The 19,176-nt window shown below is 55.9% G+C and carries 19 protein-coding genes; 8 read left to right on the top strand and 11 right to left on the bottom strand.

All coding sequences use genetic code 11. The features are described from left to right. The 3 genes from ASE07_RS26390 to ASE07_RS26400 all read right to left on the bottom strand — a co-directional run. Nucleotides 1–544 (bottom strand): acyl-CoA dehydrogenase family protein (locus tag ASE07_RS26390; RefSeq protein WP_200961030.1); only part of this gene is annotated, 544 nt, incomplete at its 3' end. Between the two features lie 14 nt (nucleotides 545–558). Continuing rightward, nucleotides 559–1,761, bottom strand: coding sequence for a 3-oxoadipyl-CoA thiolase (locus ASE07_RS26395; RefSeq protein ID WP_057293799.1), 1,203 nt, complete (start codon nucleotides 1,759–1,761; stop codon nucleotides 559–561). 3 nt (nucleotides 1,762–1,764) lie between these two features. After that, a complete protein-coding gene (locus ASE07_RS26400; RefSeq protein WP_057293800.1) occupies nucleotides 1,765–3,306 on the bottom strand; it encodes a 3-hydroxyacyl-CoA dehydrogenase in 1,542 nt (513 codons plus the stop codon). A gap of 324 nt (nucleotides 3,307–3,630) precedes the next feature. Between ASE07_RS26400 and ASE07_RS26405 the strand changes: the two genes are divergently transcribed. The 4 genes from ASE07_RS26405 (at nucleotide 3,631) to phbB (ending at nucleotide 8,836) form a co-directional block, all read left to right on the top strand. Further along, nucleotides 3,631–5,181 (top strand): class I adenylate-forming enzyme family protein, encoded by a 1,551-nt coding sequence (locus ASE07_RS26405; RefSeq protein WP_057293801.1) that lies wholly within the window; start codon nucleotides 3,631–3,633, stop codon nucleotides 5,179–5,181. 232 nt (nucleotides 5,182–5,413) lie between these two features. Beyond that, the gene (locus ASE07_RS26410) at nucleotides 5,414–6,220 is read left to right on the top strand and encodes an IclR family transcriptional regulator (RefSeq protein ID WP_057293802.1); all 807 of its coding nucleotides are present in this window, start codon (nucleotides 5,414–5,416) and stop codon (nucleotides 6,218–6,220) included. Between the two features lie 478 nt (nucleotides 6,221–6,698). Beyond that, a complete protein-coding gene (locus ASE07_RS26415; RefSeq protein ID WP_057293803.1) occupies nucleotides 6,699–7,874 on the top strand; it encodes an acetyl-CoA C-acetyltransferase in 1,176 nt (391 codons plus the stop codon). Nucleotides 7,875–8,095: 221 nt separating this feature from the next. Beyond that, nucleotides 8,096–8,836 carry an acetoacetyl-CoA reductase gene (phbB, locus tag ASE07_RS26420; protein WP_057293804.1) on the top strand — a complete coding sequence of 247 codons (741 nt, stop codon included), beginning with the start codon at nucleotides 8,096–8,098 and terminating at the stop codon, nucleotides 8,834–8,836. Nucleotides 8,837–8,983: 147 nt separating this feature from the next. Here phbB and ASE07_RS26425 read toward each other — a convergent pair whose 3' ends face one another. After that, the gene (locus tag ASE07_RS26425) at nucleotides 8,984–9,646 is read right to left on the bottom strand and encodes a DsbA family protein (RefSeq protein ID WP_057293805.1); all 663 of its coding nucleotides are present in this window, start codon (nucleotides 9,644–9,646) and stop codon (nucleotides 8,984–8,986) included. 283 nt (nucleotides 9,647–9,929) lie between these two features. Between ASE07_RS26425 and ASE07_RS26430 the strand changes: the two genes are divergently transcribed. After that, nucleotides 9,930–10,646, top strand: coding sequence for a hypothetical protein (locus ASE07_RS26430; protein WP_057293806.1), 717 nt, complete (start codon nucleotides 9,930–9,932; stop codon nucleotides 10,644–10,646). Nucleotides 10,647–10,824: 178 nt separating this feature from the next. On the opposite strand, the gene ASE07_RS26435 is transcribed toward ASE07_RS26430, so the two are convergent. Then, entirely contained in the window at nucleotides 10,825–11,835 is a 1,011-nt protein-coding gene (locus ASE07_RS26435) for a hypothetical protein (RefSeq protein ID WP_057293807.1), read from the bottom strand. A 368-nt stretch (nucleotides 11,836–12,203) separates the two neighbouring features. Here ASE07_RS26435 and phaP point away from each other — a divergent pair, with 368 nt between their 5' ends. Then, complete coding sequence (phaP, locus tag ASE07_RS26440; RefSeq protein WP_057293808.1) at nucleotides 12,204–12,755, top strand: TIGR01841 family phasin; 552 nt, start codon at nucleotides 12,204–12,206, stop codon at nucleotides 12,753–12,755. A gap of 102 nt (nucleotides 12,756–12,857) precedes the next feature. Here phaP and ASE07_RS26445 read toward each other — a convergent pair whose 3' ends face one another. Beyond that, complete coding sequence (locus ASE07_RS26445; RefSeq protein WP_057293809.1) at nucleotides 12,858–13,427, bottom strand: carboxymuconolactone decarboxylase family protein; 570 nt, start codon at nucleotides 13,425–13,427, stop codon at nucleotides 12,858–12,860. Between the two features lie 102 nt (nucleotides 13,428–13,529). On the opposite strand from ASE07_RS26445, the gene ASE07_RS26450 reads away from it, so the two are divergent. Then, the gene (locus ASE07_RS26450; RefSeq protein WP_057293810.1) at nucleotides 13,530–13,922 is read left to right on the top strand and encodes a winged helix-turn-helix transcriptional regulator; all 393 of its coding nucleotides are present in this window, start codon (nucleotides 13,530–13,532) and stop codon (nucleotides 13,920–13,922) included. On the opposite strand, the gene ASE07_RS26455 is transcribed toward ASE07_RS26450, so the two are convergent. The 3 genes from ASE07_RS26455 to ypfJ form a co-directional block, all read right to left on the bottom strand. After that, nucleotides 13,919–14,137 (bottom strand): RNA-binding S4 domain-containing protein, encoded by a 219-nt coding sequence (locus tag ASE07_RS26455; protein WP_057293929.1) that lies wholly within the window; start codon nucleotides 14,135–14,137, stop codon nucleotides 13,919–13,921. The two genes, ASE07_RS26450 and ASE07_RS26455, sit on opposite strands and share 4 nt — an antisense overlap. 14 nt (nucleotides 14,138–14,151) lie before the next feature. Further along, nucleotides 14,152–14,433, bottom strand: a complete 282-nt coding sequence (locus ASE07_RS26460; protein WP_057293811.1) for a hypothetical protein — start codon at nucleotides 14,431–14,433, stop codon at nucleotides 14,152–14,154. Nucleotides 14,434–14,541: 108 nt separating this feature from the next. Continuing rightward, nucleotides 14,542–15,423 carry a KPN_02809 family neutral zinc metallopeptidase gene (gene ypfJ, locus ASE07_RS26465; RefSeq protein WP_057293812.1) on the bottom strand — a complete coding sequence of 294 codons (882 nt, stop codon included), beginning with the start codon at nucleotides 15,421–15,423 and terminating at the stop codon, nucleotides 14,542–14,544. A gap of 1,092 nt (nucleotides 15,424–16,515) precedes the next feature. Here ypfJ and ASE07_RS26470 point away from each other — a divergent pair. Next, the gene (locus ASE07_RS26470; protein ID WP_057293813.1) at nucleotides 16,516–17,091 is read left to right on the top strand and encodes a thermonuclease family protein; all 576 of its coding nucleotides are present in this window, start codon (nucleotides 16,516–16,518) and stop codon (nucleotides 17,089–17,091) included. A gap of 422 nt (nucleotides 17,092–17,513) precedes the next feature. On the opposite strand, the gene ASE07_RS26475 is transcribed toward ASE07_RS26470, so the two are convergent. Together ASE07_RS26475 and ASE07_RS26480 are read right to left on the bottom strand one after the other, a co-directional pair. Next, the gene (locus ASE07_RS26475; protein WP_057293930.1) at nucleotides 17,514–18,146 is read right to left on the bottom strand and encodes a CDP-alcohol phosphatidyltransferase family protein; all 633 of its coding nucleotides are present in this window, start codon (nucleotides 18,144–18,146) and stop codon (nucleotides 17,514–17,516) included. A gap of 121 nt (nucleotides 18,147–18,267) precedes the next feature. Further along, nucleotides 18,268–18,990: an esterase/lipase family protein gene (locus tag ASE07_RS26480; protein ID WP_057293814.1), complete on the bottom strand. Its 723-nt coding sequence runs from the start codon at nucleotides 18,988–18,990 to the stop codon at nucleotides 18,268–18,270. Nucleotides 18,991–19,176 lie beyond the last annotated feature (186 nt).

Genomic DNA, 19,176 nt, shown 5'->3' on the forward strand with positions numbered 1-19,176 from the left:
CCACGAAKACATCGGCAATCGGCGAATTGGAAATCCACATCTTGCTGCCGGTCAGGCTGTAGCCGCCGTCCACCTTCTTAGCCCGGGTCACCATCGAACCGGGATCGGAACCATGGTTGGGCTCGGTCAGGCCGAAACAGCCGATCCATTCGCCGGTGGCCAGCTTGGGCAGGTATTTCTGTCTGGTCTGTTCATTGCCGAATTCAAAGATGGGCACCATCACCAGCGAGCTTTGCACGCTCATCATCGAGCGGTAGCCGGARTCGACGCGCTCGACTTCRCGGGCGATCAGGCCGTAGGACACATAGTTGAGGCCGGGGCCGCCGTATTGCTCGGGGATGGTGGGGCCAAGCAGGCCGAGTTCGCCCATTTCGCGGAAGATSGCCGGATCGGTTTTTTCATGGCGGAAGGCTTCCAGCACGCGTGGTTGCAGCTTGTCCTGGCAATACGCATTGGCGGCGTCGCGCACCATGCGTTCGTCGTTCGTCAGCTGCTGGTCCAAGAGCAGCGGATCGTCCCAGTGAAATTGCACTTTGCTAGTCATTGTCGTCTCCGGTTTTAAACTTTTTCAATCACGACCGCGAGGCCCTGGCCAACGCCGATACACAGGCTGACAACCGCATAGCGGCCATTGCGGCGTGCCAGCTCGCGGCTTGCGCTCAAGGCGAGGCGGGCACCCGATGCACCAAGTGGATGGCCGATGGCGATGGCGCCGCCGTTGGGGTTGACGCGGGAATCGTTGAAGTCGATCTCCAGCATCTTCAGGCAACCAAGCACCTGGCTGGCGAAGGCTTCATTGATTTCAATGATGTCCATGTCGGCAAGCGTCAGGCCTGCGCGATCGAGTGCCTTGCGGATCGCAAAAACCGGTCCGATACCCATCACACGCGGTTCGACACCGGCGACCGCTGCCGACAGGATGCGCACCATCGGCGCCTTGCCGACTTGCTCGCCGACCGCACGGCTACCGATCAGCAATGCTGCTGCGCCATCGTTGATGCCGGAGGCGTTGCCTGCGGTTACGACGCCGCCTTCAAACAAGGGCTTGAGTTTTTCTAGTGTCACCGCAGTCGTTTCCGGACGCGGATGTTCGTCCTTGTCAACCAGGACTGGTGGTGTCTTGCGTCCGGTCGGCACGCTGATCGGGTGAATTTCGCCGGTGTAGAAGCCATCCTGCAGCGCAGCGTGATATTTCATCTGCGAGGCGAGCGCAAATGCGTCGGCCTGTTCACGGGTGATGCCGCAGTCACGTGCGACGTTGTCGCCTGTTTCCGGCATGGTATGTCCGCCGTATTCCTTGGTCACCCTGGGATTGGGGAAGCGCGCGCCGATGGTGGTGTCGAACACCTTGAAGTCGCGGCTGAATGCCGATTCCGATTTGGCGACAACGAAGGGTGCGCGGCTCATGCTTTCCACGCCGCCGGCAAGGTAGAGCTCGCCTTCGCCGCAGGTGATGGCGCGTGCCGCGTCCATCACCGCTGCCAGGCCGCTGGCGCACAGGCGATTGACGGTCTGGCCGCCGATGCTGACCGGCAGGCCCGCTGCCAGCAATGCGTTGCGTGCGACGTTGCGGGAATCTTCGCCAGCCTGGTTGGTGTCGCCAAGGATGACGTCTTCGATCTGCTCCGGCTTCCATGGGTTACGGGCAACCAGCGTGCGCATCACCTCGGCGACCAGATCGTCGGGGCGTACCGCTGCCAGTGCACCGCCGTGGCGGCCGATGGGCGAACGCAGGCCGTCGTAGATATAAGCGTCGAGCATGAATCAGATCTCCTTGTGATGTAGTGAGAGGCCGAGCAGGGCGCGACGCTGCAGCCAGGGGCTGGGGCGATAGCGGCTGTCGCCGGTTTGCTGTTCGAGGTTTTTAAGGATGGCAAGTACCGTCCGCGCGCCGATCTGGTCACCCCATGCGAGCGGGCCCAATGGATAGCCAAGACCCAGTGTCACCGCACGGTCGATGTCTTGCGGATCGGCGATATCCTGCTGCGCGATTTCGCAGGCGATGTTGACGATATGGGCGACCACACGCTGTGTTACCAAACCTGCACTGTCGCGGATCACACTGACTGGCGTGCCGGTTGCGCCGAATAGGCCGCATGCCATGGCAAGGTAGTCAGCGCTGGTCGCCGGCGTGGTCATGACGACGCGGCGGCGGCTCAGATCGAGCAGGCTTTCCACGGCGACCGTGCGGCGGGCGTCGAGGTTTTCGCGTACGCAGCAGGTCGTGGCGTCCTCGCCCAGCGGCGTGACGATGCAGAGCGCGGTATCGCTCGGGTGTGCGCCGGATTCAAGCGGTATGCCAGCGGCTGCGATGAACGGCGCAATCTTTTCCGCCAGCTCCGGACGCTCCTGGCTGAGCCAGACGCTGGACGCGGTTGCGGTCGCTTGTGCCGGTTCCGCAAGGGCTTCCTTCTTGCCATCGCTGCCATAACGGTAGAAACCGTGTCCGACTTTTTTGCCAAGTGCGCCGGCGGTCAGCATCTGGCGTGTATGCACTTGTGGCCGGAAGCGCGGCTCTTCGTAATACTGATGGTAGATCGATTCCATCACCGGATGCGAGACGTCGAGGCCGGTCAGGTCGAGCAGTTCGCACGGGCCAAGACGGAAACCGGCTGTATCGCGCAGGATGTTGTCGAGCACAGGAACGGTCGCCACACCTTCGGCCAGCAGGCGCAAACCTTCGGTGCCGTAACCACGTCCCGCATGATTGACGATGAAACCTGGCGTGTCCTTCGCACGGACTGCCGTATGCCCCCAGTGCTTGCCGAGCGCCAGCAAGTAATCGACCACCGACGCTTCGGTCAGGAAGCCGCCGATGGCTTCGACAATCTTCATTAGCGGAACCGGATTGAAGAAGTGGAAGCCGGCAACGCGTTCTGGATGCTTGAGCCCCGCGGCGATGGCTGTGACGGGAAGGGAAGATGTATTGGTGGCGAGGATGGTGTCGGCGGTGACAATGCCTTCGAGCGTGGTGAAGAGCGAGCGTTTGGCGGCAAGGTCTTCGACGATGGCTTCGACGACGACATGACAGCCGGCCAGTTGCTCGATTCCGGTACAGGCCTGGAGCCTTTCCCCGGCGGCGCTCGCGGCGGCGGCGTCGAGCTTGCCCTTGTCGACCAGTTTGCCGAAGGTCGCGAGCAGCTCTTCACGCGCTACTTTTGCAGCGCCTTCACGCGCATCGGTGAGGCGAACCTGCGCGCCCGATAAGACGGCTATCTGCGCGATGCCGCGACCCATGATTCCACAACCAACCAGACCGACCACCAGCTGAGGGGAGGTCGGTTCGGGGCGCATTCCATTTTGCATGCCGGGCTCCTGAAGCTTTGATGTTTAAAGTTCTGCAGTGCAGAAGTAGAGCAATTAAAATGGAACTGTATTGGTTTGCTTCCACACTGTCAAGAAATTGATGCCGTATTTCCGTGTACCTCACTAATCTCTATGTAGGATGCGATTCTGTAGTTGAACCGCTGCAGCGCGCATCGACAGCGAACTATATTGCATGCGAGACGGCCTTGGAAAACCGCACTGCAGAATTGCATTCCACAAAGACGTTGCAATTCCATTTTCGCTATGCGAGTATCACGTCCCAGAGGCACTCGCAATGCCAGGCAACAAATGTGAGGATACGCAATGACCTACCCGATGAATCTGGCACAAGGAAACTGCCGCATCCATACCGTATTCGAGCATTGGACAGCGCAACATGCAGGTAAGGTCGCTCTGTCCGACGTTGAACGCATAATTTCTTACGGTGAACTTGGTGCGGCTGTCGATGCCACTGTTGAGCGCCTTAAACAGGCCGGTGTCAGAGCAGGGGACCGGGTTCTGCTGGTGGCGGAAAATTCGGTGGCACTTGCGGTATGCATCTTTGCGATAAGTCGCCTGGACGCGTGGTCCGCCACGGTCAATGCGCGACTTTCAACCCGGGAGATTGATAATTTCCTATCGCACTCGGGCGCACGCCGGGCGCTTTACTTCAGCGCGGTGTCGCCAGAGGCTGCGGCGCACGGCAAACAGCATGGCGCCGAAACGGTCGACTGGCCGTATATCGGTGCCCTCATGCTGGGTCCGCTGAATGACACTGCAGTCCCTGAGCCGGTAGAAGCCGATGGAACAAAACAGGTCGCGGCAATGGTGTATACCTCGGGTACGACCGGGGCTCCCAAGGCCGTCATGCTCACCCATGCCAACTTGCTGTTTATCGGCGCCAACGGTTGCCGCATGCGAAAGATCGTTCCCGAAGACGTCGTCTATGGCGTGCTGCCCCTTTCTCATGTCTACGGTTTGTCAGCCCTGCTGATCGCGGCACTGCTCGGCGGCGCTGCACTGCATCTTGTTTCCCGTTATCAGCCTTCCGCGCTGGCGCAGGCTCTTGAACACGATGGCATTACTGTCATGCATGGGGCTCCCGCGATGTATGCCAAGCTGCTGGAATGGAGCCAAAGCAATGGCGTCCCGCTGCGGGCGCCCGCCCTGCGCGTTGCCCAGTCGGGTGGTGCGCCGCTGACTTTGCCGCTCAAGCAAGCATTCGAATCCACGTTTGGCCTGATTCTGCAAAACGGTTATGGGATGACGGAAGCATCGCCTTCCATCTGCCAGACCCGGATGGAATCGCCACGCCAGGATTGCTCGGTTGGGCAACCGATTCCCGGCATTGAAATCCGGATACACGGTGCGGAGGAAAGCGGCGAAGGCGTGGGTGAACTCTGGGTGCGTGGTCCGAACGTCATGAAAGGCTATTACCGTGCGCCGGAGTTGACTGCTGAAACCATCACGCCCGAAGGCTGGCTGCGCACCGGCGACCTCGCGCGCCTGGAGGCCGACGGTACGGTGTCCATCGTCGGCCGCAGCAAGGAGCTGATTATCCGCTCCGGTTTCAATGTCTACCCGATCGAGGTCGAACAGGTGTTGAACGCCTTCCCTGATGTCGTGCAATCCGCGGTCGTGGGCCGTACCGTAGAAGGCAACGAAGAAGTCGTGGCCTTCGTGGAGCGTGCGCAGGGCGCGGACATCGACCTTCAAGCGCTTAGCGTCCACCTCAAGGCAAATCTTTCGCCCTACAAGATTCCCACGGAAATTGTCGTCATGGATCAGTTGCCGGCCGCTGCTACCGGGAAGATTTTGAAGAAAGAACTGCAGCAAATGGCGCAGAGAGCAGAAAGCGGCAGCGGGAATACGTAATTCCTCGCAGCTCGATGGCAGTAAACAAGTAATCCTGAGGCTATATAGTACTTTGAGCACTTTGAGTACTTTGCGCTGGAAGCCTCAGTTGTCGGATAATGCGGCGATACTAAGCTGAATAAAGCCATACGCGGCAATACAACCAGGCGGGCCGTTCTTTATAAAATAAGTTCCGGCCGGCATCCGGTCCACGCCCTGCACGGAAAAGGACATTGAAGTGGCACTGCACCCCATGACGGACGAACTGAGCGAAGACGAGCCACCGGCAACCAGGCAATCCAATGCCAAAGAGGACCGGCACTTCGTGACGGCACTGGCACGCGGCCTGGAAATTCTTTCCTGTTTCCGATCGGGCGAAAAGATGCTGGGCAACCAGGAACTGGCGGATCGCGCAAAGTTACCGAAATCCACCGTCTCGCGCCTGACCTATACGCTGACCAAGCTGGGTTACCTGCAGTACGTCGACGAGGCGGGGAAATACCGGCTCGGCACCGCCAGCCTGGCCTTGGGCAGCGCCATGTTATCCAAACTGGATATTCGCCAGTATGCACGACCCTATATGCAGGAACTGGCCGACTTCTCGCACGCCACCGTGTCGCTGGGCATGCGCGACCGGCTCAGCATGATCTATGTGGAAAACTGCCGCAGCCAGGCTGCCCTGACACTGCGACTGGACGTCGGCGCCCGCATTCCCATCGCCCTGACCGCGATGGGCCGTGCCTATCTTGCCGAGACTTCTAACGCCGAGCGCAACGACATCCTCGACCGCGTGCGGGAACTGGATGAAACCAAATGGCCGGCAATCCGCGAAGGCATCATGCGTTCCGTCGAGGAATATCATCGGCTCGGCTGCTGCACGTCGTTCGGCGACTGGCAACATGATGTCAATGCGATTGCAGTCGCCTTCCGTCCGACGAACGGTTCATCCATCCTTAGCATCAACTGCGGCGGCCCAGCCTTCAATCTGTCGTCGGACTTCCTTCTCAATGAAGTCAAGCCACGTCTTCTCGATCTGGTCGAGCGTCTGCGCAGGCTGTAGGCTGGTACTCTCCGGAACGCCAAGGTCCATACCTCTGGCGTTCAGTGGGGCGTTGGACCCGTCGGCTCCACTCATCCCACGCCTGTAAGCTTCACATCCCTCATGTGTTTGCACTCTTCCCGACCTTTGCCTATCTTCGGTCGCCAAAATACGCATGCTTGTACCCTTCGCGACAGATGCAGGAAAGGGGTTCGCGTTGACGCCTGGATATCACGCCGAAGAAATCCTGGATAAACGGGCTGTATTTTTTACTTCCTTCGTTTGGAAACTTGCTATATTGAAAAAAGCCGCAGGAATTTTCTGTCCGGCAAATGCTGACCATTAATTCCAAGCGGGGACAGACTTGAGCCAGATCAATCAACATGATTTTTATCAAGGCTATGATGAAAACATGATTGTTTTGCAATGCTCTGCTCTCCGGCGTCTACACGCAGCCAGCGGGTTTATTTCAGCCAACCAAGTCTTTTGAGGAGTTGCAATGAGTGATGTAGTTATCGTCGCCGCGGGCCGTACAGCCGTAGGTAAATTCGGTGGAACACTGGCCAAGATCGCTGCGGCGGACCTCGGTGCCCACGTTATCAAAAATCTTCTCGCAAAGACCGGCATCGCGCCCGACCTCATCAGTGAAGTTATCCTGGGCCAGGTCCTGACAGCAGGTGTGGGACAGAACCCGGCGCGTCAGGCGGTCATCAAGGCCGGCCTGCCGGACATGGTACCCGGCATGACCATTAATAAGGTGTGCGGCAGCGGCCTGAAGGCAACGCATCTCGCGGCGCAAGCCATCATGTGCGGCGATGCAGATATCGTCATTGCGGGTGGTCAGGAAAACATGAGCGCCTCGCCCCATGTGCTGAACAACTCACGCGACGGCTTTCGCATGGGTGATGCCAAGCTGGTGGACACAATGATCATCGATGGCTTGTGGGACGTTTATAACCAGTATCACATGGGCGTTACCGCGGAGAACGTTGCCAAGAAATACGGCGTTTCACGCCAGGAGCAGGATGAATTCGCTGCCGCGTCGCAGAACAAGGCGGAAGCGGCACAGAAAGCGGGCAAGTTCAAGGACGAAATCATTCCTCTTGAAATCCCCTCGAAAAAGGGTTCAGTCGTATTCGATACCGATGAATTTATCAAGCCCGGTGTCACGGCGGATGCGCTGAGCAGCCTGCGCCCAGCTTTCGCCAAAGACGGTACCGTGACCGCAGGCAACGCCTCGGGCATCAATGATGGTGCCGCAGCGGTCATCATGATGTCCGCAAAACGCGCTGATCAACTCGGTCTCCAGCCGCTTGCACGGATCAAGGCGTACTCCTCGGCAGGCGTCGATCCGACCATCATGGGGATGGGGCCGGTTCCCGCTTCCCAGCTCTGCCTGAAAAAAGCAGGCTGGTCGCATTCCGATGTCGATCTCATGGAAATCAATGAGGCATTTGCCGCACAAGCGATTGGCGTTAACAAGGAAATGGGCTGGGATACCAGCAAGATCAACGTCAACGGCGGTGCAATCGCGATCGGTCACCCGATCGGTGCATCCGGTTGCCGCATCCTGGTCACGCTGATTCATGAAATGATCCGTCGTGACGCCAAGCGCGGTCTCGCCAGCCTGTGTATTGGCGGCGGCATGGGCGTCGCACTGGCGATTGAACGTTAAGCATAGCAAGGGAAACGACCTTCGTGGCTGGATGGGTACAGTCACGAAGGCGACTCGTACAAGCATGCAGGCCAAGCACGTGGTGCAAGGAGCAGGCGGGAAAAGTTAAACACAGTGACACAGTGAGTTAACCGCAGTAAGTATTAAGTATCGGCAAGCAGTGGTCAGCGTAATGCTGTTGGGTAGTACTTCACTTTCATAAAATAAAGAGAGATAAGCACATGGCACGAGTCGCATTGATAACAGGTGGTATGGGTGGTCTCGGAGAAGCAATCTGCATCAAGATGGCTGCACTCGGATATCAGGTTGTCACAACTTACTCGCCGGGAAATACAAAGGCCGCCGACTGGCTCGCCGGCATGGAATCACAGGGGTACAAGTTCCGCGCCTATCCTTGCGACGTCGCGGACTTCGATTCGGCGAGTGCTTGCATTGCCAGGATCACCGAAGAAATCGGCCCCGTCGATGTGCTCGTCAATAACGCGGGCATCACCCGTGACATGACCTTCAAGAAGATGGACAAGGTCAACTGGGATGCCGTCATGAAGACCAATCTCGACTCCGTGTTCAACATGACCAAGCCGGTATGTGATGGCATGCTGGAACGTGGGTGGGGACGCATTATCAATATTTCATCGGTGAACGGCCAGAAAGGCGCTTTCGGCCAAACCAACTATTCGGCAGCCAAGGCCGGCATGCACGGCTTTACCAAGGCATTGGCGCTCGAAGTGGCGCGCAAGGGCGTCACGGTCAACACGATTTCTCCAGGCTATATCGGCACCAAGATGGTCATGGCGATTCCGAGTGAAGTGCTTGAAAGCAAGATCATTCCGCAAATCCCGATGGGCCGTCTCGGCAAGCCGGAAGAAGTCGCGGGCCTGGTCGCTTATCTGGCTTCCGATGAAGCCGCCTTCCTGACAGGCGCGAACATCGCCATCAATGGCGGCCAGCATATGTCGTAATCACTTGATTCGATTGTAACCAGTAAAAAAAAGCGGCTCATCCACCACGACGGATGAGCCGCTTTGCTTTGCTCGCCAGATATTGCCGGAGGGCCGCCGCGTATGTCCTTGGGCTTTACGGCTTTGGCTTTGCCCTCTCTGGGTTCGTCAGGTTTCCGCGCTCACCGGCTCGGAGGTATCCTGATCGACGAGGGATTGCAGTAATTCGATCAGCGTCGGCATCGCCACATAACCGGCGGTCACCATGTCGAGCTTGCCGTTGCGCTCCAGCACCAGGGTCGGAAAACCCGTGATACCCCAGCGCTTGGTCTGCTCGAAGTCTTGATAGGTTGCCATCACCGCCGCTTCGGACTTGAAGGTCGACAGAAAATCCGCCTCGCTGGTCGGTACGCCAGCAGCATTCAGCGCGGCGCTCGCCACCGATGCCAGTACACCGTCGCTGGTGACATCCTTGCCCTCGGCATAGAAAGTGCGCTGGATCGCATGAAATACCGTGAGCGAGGCTTGCGGTGCCAGCATGCGCGCTGCGACGACTGCGCGGCAGGCAGGTTCGGTGTTGTAGATAAAATCCGTGCGATCGAGCGCAGCGTCCGAGAACGGCAGGCCAGTACGGTCATTGACAGTTTTCCAACGGCCCCCGATGCTTTCCCGCAGTGCATCATCCATGACCTGGGTGTTATAGGGGCGCAGGCCGCCCACGACGATGTGCAGGTCCAGTCCGGGCAGTCCTTCCAGCAGGGCACCAAGTTCGGGACCAAAGCCATAACACCAGGAGCACATAGGGTCAGCAATATAGAGGAGGCTTGGCATGGTGTGCTTTCTTGATCTGGGTCATTCGGGTTTGAAGGGATGGTCCGATACTATCCGATGCCCAACGCTTTGCTTACGGCGATCATCGCCCTAATTCCCATGCTTTTCTTGAAAATAGTTTGCTGTTGACGGATGGGCATGAACTTACGGAATGCTTAAGGCTCTATCCGCGGGAGGGATTTGTAGTCCTTCAAGACACGGATGCCGCCTTGTTTGCCGTCCTGTTCATTTTCAGATTCAGCCCTACACTGGGTAATTCAGCAGTGCTTTTTCGGAGAGGTTTATGCGTAGCGATTACATCCGTCGATTCGGTGCCGAAGTTGATGAAACGCATGAAAAATTGCGCAAGGAAGTGATGCGAACGATCGAGGCTCATGGCGCCAAGACAATCGCGGACTTGCCCGACATGACGGAGGGAGAACGTGCGAAATGGTTTTTCTGGAACCTGCACGAAAACCTGGACGAGTTCCGCAAGCTGGAACCGACGCTGATCGGCCAGGTAATGTGCACCCAGTTAACCGTCACCGATGGCTTGCTCATGGCGAGCGAAAAAATGGGTATGGAAAAACGGATCGCATTGACGGTCCGCTGGCATATCCGTCTTGCGTACACTTCCTACCAGAATGAAGAGGCCTATCCGATCGGCGAAGGTTCGGTCGACCTGTCCGTATCGAACACCATGCCGGAAGATCCGCCGTTACAGAAAAATCAGAAGGCCTATATGGACTCGGACAATTCCCTGTATCCCAATCAGCTTTACCTCTATGGATGGGTCACCGAACCTATCTGGAACGAGATCAAGAACCATCTTTACTCACCAACCCCGAACTGCCATACCGACCTGATCCTGCGCGATAACTGCCTGTTCCCGGTCAAGGCCGGATTCGGTTTTGTTGCCGGGCCGCCCGGTGCTATCGGAATTACCAATCTTGAGTTTTGCGTGTCGTCCCATTCCGCCGAACGGCGTTCCAATCGGCGCACGGAAACCCTTCAACGCTAGCAGGCCAGTCACAAGCAATGCAGCCAGTCTGCATTGCTTGGTAAGGTAGCTCTGCACGGCAGACGCACTGTTCGAATATCGCGCATGTCAAATTCCGAGTAAGCGGCGTCGAGGGCGCGGCTGCTGAATGCAATCACCAGTCCATAGTTTGCCAGGACATGTTCAACCGATGTCTGCTTTAGTTCGGCGGTAGCAATCGGCCCTGCACGAGAAGGACGATTGTTCGCAAGCTCAGCCAGGCAATGATCGCGGTCGTGGCAGCCAGGGTAAAAGTGCCGATCCAGAACGGCCAGCCGCTGCGATGTACGATTTCAAGCACTGCACTTGCAAGCGCCGCAAAAGGAAACGAAAACGACCAGAAGCCAAGATTGAAAGGTATGCCTGTCCACCAGCGGTACCGTGCAAACACCGTGGCAAACGGAATCACGGCAACACCCAGACCGACAAGCAGTACGTCTCCCGGCAAAGCAGGCCAGACGGCTGCGGCGGACAGCGTGGCAAGCACGGGCGGCACGAGTTCAATGCCGATGGTCGCCCGTACCTGCTCGGCTATCGGGCCATCAAGCAGTCGGCTCATGATATGCGCTTCCAGCATTGCCCATCCTGCGACCCCAATTCCAAACAGCATGGCTCCCCAGCTGTGATATTGCAGGGTGGCGAGGGCCATGCTGCCTACGAATGCTCCTCCAACGACGGGCAGGTACAGTGCAGGTGTAATCGCATTGCGAGGTAGCTGGCCGGTCGCGAGAATGCGGATGACGCGCCATCCAATGTATCCGTTGAGCGCCAGCGCAATCACAGTGAGGGCCAGCCAGAGGCCTTGCCCCGGACGGTTCAGGAACATGATTCCAAGCATGGCGGAAATTGGTAACTGAGCCTGCAGCGATCCATGTACGGGATGCCGGGATTCCTGGAGCACTGCCTGAGGATGACGTTTGCATTTGCACGCATAGAGCACCGCGCATATGGCCCAGACGATGCCGGCAAACCATAAGAGCAATTCGCCGGCATCGGTCGCTATCTCCCAGCCGAAACCGGCAGCACGACGCCACGCACCCGCGAGAGCAAATAGTCCGACAGAAATCGCAAATACGCCGGCGGGCAAGCGCGCAAGCCACGATGTGCCATGGGGATGCTGACTGGCGCCGAATAAATAGTAAAGCTGCGCGTGTGGAGGGTCCTTATCCATATTTACTATGGCAGCAACGAATTTCCGCCTGGCCTGGACCCCGGAGTCAACAGCGCCCAAAATCAACAGAAAGCCGCAAGATGTGCGTAAGAGTTTCGACGCTTCATATTAGCGGATTTGCAGCAGATTCAAGCGGCCAATCTACAGCATCTTTGGGACGGATTCGCGACCATTCAACGCAACCATAGTTCCGTGGAATGCAGGGTAATCAGGTCCCTGCACATCACTATTTCAAGACTTTTCGCGTTGCACAAAAACATGCTTGAATTCCGATGGAAGGCTCTCTAGAATAGGCTATGTTGCTACGCAACATAGCGTGTACGTCTTACTACCTTAGCTGCATTCGCAGTGTCACCAATGGAGATGCCATGTTTCCGCTTCAAGATACCTTCGCTCAGGTCGCCAAATCCGGTTTTGAAAACAACGTCAATCTGTATCTGGCCCTGACCGGCAAGACGCTCGAGAGCATCGAAAAACTCGCCACGCTCAACATGACCGCAGTCAAAGCATCAATGGAGGAAACCTCCGCGACCGCTCGCCAAATTCTCTCTGCGCAAAACCCGCAGGAATTTCTTTCTCTCGTCGGCGCCCAGGCTAAACCAAGCTTTGACAAGGCCATGGCTTACAACGGTCATCTGGCCAATATCGCCAGCAGCACACAAGCGGAATTTGCCAAGGCTGCCGAAGACCAGTTCACCCAGGCGAGCCGTCGCATCGGGGAGTTCGTCGATCAGGCCGCCAAGAATGCGCCGCCAGGATCGGAAAACGTGATTGCGTTCATGAAGACTGCCTTCGGTAATGCAAGTGCAGGCTACGAGCAGATCAATAAAACTGCCAAGCAGGCCGTGCAGGCATTTGAAGCCAACATCACCACCGCCGCCAGCCAGTTCACTCCGACGGTAGTGCAGACCGGCAGCTAAGTTTCATCAGCGAATCAACAATCACCTGCGCTGATAGTTTAGCTAGTCAGTCGTGTATGGGCTGCATGCATTGCGGTCCATTTTTTATGGTGCAGGTTGCGCTCATCGCTTATCCGCAAAACGCGGAGCATACGATTCCGGCGTGATGCGTAATGCATTCGTCAAAAAAGAAATCGTGTGGTAATACCCGGTAAGGGTAATCAACTCCAGCAATTGCTCCGCGGTATAGCTTGCTTCAAGCTCCCTCCATAAGTCGTCCGGCACATCGGCACTGTCATGCAGGGCATCGACGAGGCGAATCAGCAGAAGTTCGGTGCCGTGCCACAAGGTATCGGCTATTGCGGGTGCTGATCGTGTTGCCGCAACCTCAGCCGCAGTCAGTTCCGCCCGGGACGCGAAAAATTTCACGTGTACACCCCATTCATACTCCGACCCGCAGCGGGCGCAGGTCCGGAGGATGATCAATTCGCGCTCCCTGAGCGTAATGGCGCCTGCATCGAGAAGGCTCCCTGCAAACATGCGTTGCAATACCCGAGGATTGCGCGCCATGGTGCGAAATAGGTTCAGGGGTTCCATGCCACGGGGCGTAATACGGGCAAAGGCCTCGTCAATTGCGCTGCCATAGGGAGCCAGCGCTGGCGATATGCGTTGCTGTGCGGTTGATGTAGTCATGACGTTCTCCACTGGTTAAAAGTCAGCCTGGCGATATGCTGCTCTCGACGCGGCGCTACGTTTACTGTAGCATAGTGCTACGAAAAACGTAGTGGAGAAAATATGACTTCGCCAGTCCCCGGAAAACCGGTACGCGGATCAAGCACCGGACGTCCCGTCATGGCCCTGCTCGATATGCTGGGTCAGCGTTGGGTATTGCGGATTTTGTGGGAATTGCGTTCGACGGCGCTGACGTTTCGGGAGTTGCGCGAACACTGCGATGCGATGTCACCAACGGTGCTCAATCAGCGCCTGCGAGAACTTCGTGACGCCGGCGTTGTGGTTCTCGAAGAACCGGGAGGTTACGCATTGAGCCCGTCAGGCAAGGAATTGCTTCATGCATTGATGCCGTTGCAGCGATGGGCTGAACAGTGGCAGGAGAGAATGGCGGCGCAATCAAGCGCCGCCGGTGCGGAAGAAGCCCCGATACGAAGAAAACGAGCGAAAGCTGATTAGTTTGCGATGACGTTAATACGTACATCGCCCAGTGTGACGACCTGACCAGGGCGGATCTTGCAGGTTTTGCGCGTTTCCAGTTTGCCGTCCACAAAAACTTCACCGCTGGCGACCACGGCTTTGCCGGCACCGCCGCTGTCGACAACGCCCACCAGTTTGAGCAACTGGTTCAATTCGACATATTCACCCTCGACCGCAAATTCGAGTGCTTGCATCTGCTTGCGGTTTTTCATGATTGCACTGCCAATGTCTGTGAAGCCTTATCTAGCCATACCGCAAGATTGGCCTGTAAATCTTCCTGGCTGAACGAGCAGCTCTCCTCTGTAAACAGGCTGCCTGCTTCAAGTCGTCCGAGCAGATCCTCCATCACTTGGTCGTAGCGTGCCGGCAGGGCGGATAAAACGTTCGCCTGTGCCCGCCATGTCTGACAAAAGTGCTCGATTGTCGTGCGCTTATGCCGCAAGTCATCAAGGGAAGTGCGCATGGCGTTCAGCGCCTGATCGTAAGACATGAAAGTACTTTCATCAAGAAAAGCGGCATTGTAACGGAACGTGATAATCGACGTTCCTCGTATTGTGCCCGAACGTTAAAGTAACCGGTCCGGGCAGCCTGAGCGGTATTAAAGCTGTTTCGTCTCGAAAGTATTACATGCGTTCAGTTTGCCGTTTTCAATGCCGCGCTGGAACCATCTCACACGTTGTGCCGATGTTCCATGCGTGAAGGAATCGGGCACTACATGTCCTTGTGACTGGCGTTGCAAGGCATCGTCGCCAATCGCGCTGGCCGCATTTAATGCCGTTTCAACGTCGCCGGATTCGAGGATATTGCGCGCGCGGTCGGCGTGGTGGGCCCAGACGCCGGCAAAGCAATCAGCCTGAAGCTCCAGACGCACGGATAGTGCATTGGATTGTGCTTCGGACATGCGTCGGCGGGCGCTATCAACCTTGTCCGAAATTCCCATCAAATGCTGTACATGATGACCAACCTCATGTGCGATGACATAGGCTTGGGCAAACTCCCCAGAGACATGGAAACGCTGCTGCATGAGCCGGTAAAAGCTGAGGTCGATATAAATCTTCTGATCGCCTGGACAATAGAACGGACCTGACGCGGTCTGCCCGGTGCCGCATGCCGTCGGCGTGCTCCCGGAAAAAAGCACAAGACGCGGCTTGGAGTAGGTGCCGCCTTGAGCCTGGAAAATTTCTGTCCAGGTATCTTCCGTATCAGCTAGCACTGTGGAAACAAACTTCGCCATCTGGTCGGATGCCGGTGGTGCTTGCGCGGGGACTTGCTGTACGGGCGCCATACCTGAAGATCCGCCAGTCAACATACTAATGACTGTCATTGGATTCAGGCCGAGAAAGTAAGAAGCAACTACAGCGATAGCGATCGTGCCCAAGCCGACAGACCGGCCACCAAATCCAAACCCGCCGCCCCCACCGCCTCCATAACCACGCCGGTCTTCCACATTTTCGCTCTCGCGATTGCCTTCCCATTTCATAGGTATTCTCCAGTGCAGCCGTGAATGATGGCTGAGATGCCACGATATTAAGCAAAAATTGCGCTTGCCGTCCGATCTGCGTGTAAGCAATTGAAAGCAGGGCAGTAGGCCATGGATGAGGCGGTGGATTTGCGCATTCAGGGGAAGAGGCAACGTGTAAAAACTACCATCGCCACCTTTGTGCTGAGTTGTACTGAGGCAGGGATGTTGGCAATCACATTGTCATGATTGCAACATGGACAAATGTTGCAATCGCCATTGGCAACAGAAGCCGTAAAAACTTCACCCAGTGAATCTGAACTAACTGCGTACGAAATATTCGGTTTCAGGGGCGAATTTCTTCGGACATTGTTCACGTAACATCAGAGTAGATTGTCTACAGGAACGAGGGCGTAATGGAGACGTATGCGGCGCGCCTCCAGTGTGCTGGGGGATAAGAGTAAGGAAATCAACATATTGCTAATCCCTTAGGCGCATCTTCTGGGAGGTAGCTGAGCAGTCTATGTTTTGTTCCTTTTATCCTTGGTACCGGCGAAAAAAAAGCCCGCTCAAGGAGCGGGCTTAAATCCAATTCAAGGAGAGTTGGAGGAGACAAGTTGAATCATAGTGCAGCGCAACATCCTTGTCCGCTTTCTTATGGTGATAATAGATATTCACTTTAAGAATATCTGGCTCCAAAAAGAAAACCCGCTTGGCACGGCCTAGCGGGTTCCTGTCTCTCTCGTCGTCCTGGCTTGGATTTTTTTTGGTACAGCGCGCAGATAGTACACCGAAAATTCTTAAAATCTAAAATAGATTCTTTTGTGTACTGAAATTTTTCATCTTTTTGGCCCCGTCTAAGGAGTATTTCCAATAGAACATTCGAAACGAGAATGTTGAAATTCGAATATGACAGCGATTTCAAGTCATTTTTGCCAGTGTCAGGCGAGCGCGAGGTGCAAGCCGGCAACCATCAATAAGGTACATTACGCAAGTGTACAAAATGACACAGGCTACACAGGGTTGTATTGCTTAATGGTATGTACTTTTATAAAGTGGCTATTGTCCATACCGGGCAAATTTTGCGGCGCTTAGCCGGATTGCCACTACATAATGCTGACCAGATTGTCATCTTCCGTTACCAACACGCTTGGCATACTGTTGTTATTTTCTCCCCTGATAGCAAGTGCCGGAACAGTTGCTTCCGTTCCAGACGGCAACACCGTCGTGATTCTTAATGCGGACGAACAGATTTTTGTCCGTGTGGCGTACATTGACGCCCCTGAAAAAGGACAGGCATTCTCGATTCCGTCCCGACAGTCGTTGACCAAGTTATGTCTTGGAAAGGACGTGGTATATAAGATGGTCCGTAGCAATGATTCGGTTCCCGCTGTTGCGGTAGTCACTTGTGATGGTGTGGATGTGGGGCGAGCACAACTTGAGCGTGGCATGGCTTGGATCGATATCAAGCAAAAAGCTCAGTCCGATCTCATTGCACTGGAGGCTGGCGCACGCCAGGTGAGACGAGGATTGTGGGCCGACGAGAAACCCGTCCCGCCATGGGAATATCGACGACCTTTACGACGAACCAAGGCGTCGCTTGCGAGCAGATCGGATGAAGCAATCTGTTTTGTTGATCGTCGTGGGGAATACCGAGTCATTAATGGCGCAAAGCGCTACGGTTGCTGAAACCAAGTATATGTACGGCAACCCGAGTAGGTTAGTTGTGAGAATTCATCGTCGCTATCCTGTGTTTCGGTAACTGCATCCGATTGATTGACCAGTGCGGCGAAAGCAGCGTTTTGCTGTCAAGGCGGAGACCACTTATGCACACTTTCAACCATACGCGATGCTGAAAAATCAGCTTTGCATGGAGATTGCGAGTCCGGCGGGCAGGCGAAAAATCTCTATGTAAATCATGGCCTTGGCGTTTAATTAGCTTGTTATCCACAGACTTGCCCACGGAAACTGGGGATAAATTTCCGGTAAGGCCTATGCGCTGCGACGCATTCAGGTTGGCAGTATCGGGCCGTGCCAAATTCGGCTGCGAGGGACCGCAGCGGAAAGGATGGCAACAATCAAGAGCACACCGGAAGCAGTAATGCTCGATCTCAGAGTTTAGGAATTTTAAGGGTCTTGCTAATCATCATGCTGCCTGAAAGGACGAAAAGCAGCGCCAAGGGGTGAAGCGCCCAAGGGCCAATCATCCAGGTGCCACCGTAGAGATTATCGCCTAGCCTGTCCTGCCACCCGGCGAAGGCAAGCACAGCGGTAAGCAGCACGCTGGTTGGAATGGGTGTTCCTTCAAAGTAGGCGACTTTTGTTCCTCCTTGGGACAGATCTTCTGCCGTGACATTGAAACGCGCCAGTCGACTCACACCGCAACAAACGAAATAAATCAGGGCAAGCCAATCCCAACCCCCATGCAAGCCCGCGGCAAAGGCTAGCGTAGCCGGTGCCACGCCAAAAGAAATCACGTCGGCGAGCGAGTCCAGTTCTCTTCCCAAGGGCGAATGTTCGTGGCGCCAGCGCGCAACCATGCCATCAAGTACATCGAAAATAAAAGCGGCTGGTGCCATTGCTGCCGCGGCAAAAAAGTAGTGCCGCGCATGGGTCGCAACGAACAGCATGGCAAAAAACACGGCAGCAATGCCGCATGCTGCGTTTGCGAGTGTAAAAAAATCCGCGAGATGAAAACCGCGGATCATTGAAAAATGCCGTGGAGGTTTGCGGCCTCGGTCCATGATGGTATCCAGAAATTCCACCGGTCGGCGGAGATGACTGTCTGATTGCAATTTACGCAAGAAGGTTTCCTTCCTTGCTGTTCCACAAATGACCAGATGATGCAGTCCTGCAATACCTTATTCAGGAATGTCTGCCATGCTGCGGAACTGCGAGCAGATCAGAAATGACACGCAGTACTTCGGGATGATGCACCATTCCGAAGTGGCTTACGCCACTAACTTCGACGCTTTGATGCAGTGTGGATTGCGGCCCGATACATCGCGTCCAGTCGACCACGCCATCAGTCTGCGAGTAGATCGATGTACTCGGTACGGGAGGCAATTCACGCAGACGTGTCAGCAATGCTGCATCCATCAAAGGGGCGACAGCGGAAAGACCAGGGAAAGCGTGTTGCTCTTTGGGGATTTTAAAGTCTCCACCAAATGGCGTACCCAGGGTAATTACCTGGCGTATACATTCCGGATGCAGTTTGGCCAGTTCTCGTGCGTAGATGCCGCCGAGGCTCCAGCCAACGACGGAGACTGGAGAGTCGTGCGCGTCGTGGATTTTTCTCAAATGCCCGGCAAGCATCGCAAGCCACGCATCCAGGCCCATGAGTGGCCAGACGCTTACACCCATTTCCCAGTCGTAGACCTGATAGCCTAGTTGCAGTAACCGCGCCCGCAGATCGGTTGTGGCAGCACCACTGACGCCAAGGCCGGGATAGACCAATACAGGATGGCCGTCTCCGCGTTTCAGAGGCGTAGGACGCCATGCATGTCCTGCAAAAAAGTCCAGCATCGCATGGTATGGCTCAAGCGCCAGCATCAGGGGCGGATAAGTGGTGATTTCCATAGTAGTCATGTTCGTTGTCGCAGAATGTTATGCCTGAAAGAGAGTATCGCTGCGTGCAACGTTTGCAACGGGGCGTGTCGCAGATGCGGTTGCCGGCTTAATACCGCCCCAACCAATAACGCAACATGAAATAGCGCCTTTTCTTCCAGCGCCTTGCCGGTCGAAAAATTTGTCAATTCCATTTACTACGTTATG

Origin of the sequence: Noviherbaspirillum sp. Root189 (genome assembly GCF_001428545.1) — a bacterium.
In the GTDB taxonomy this organism is placed as follows: Bacteria; Pseudomonadota; Gammaproteobacteria; order Burkholderiales; family Burkholderiaceae_D; genus Noviherbaspirillum.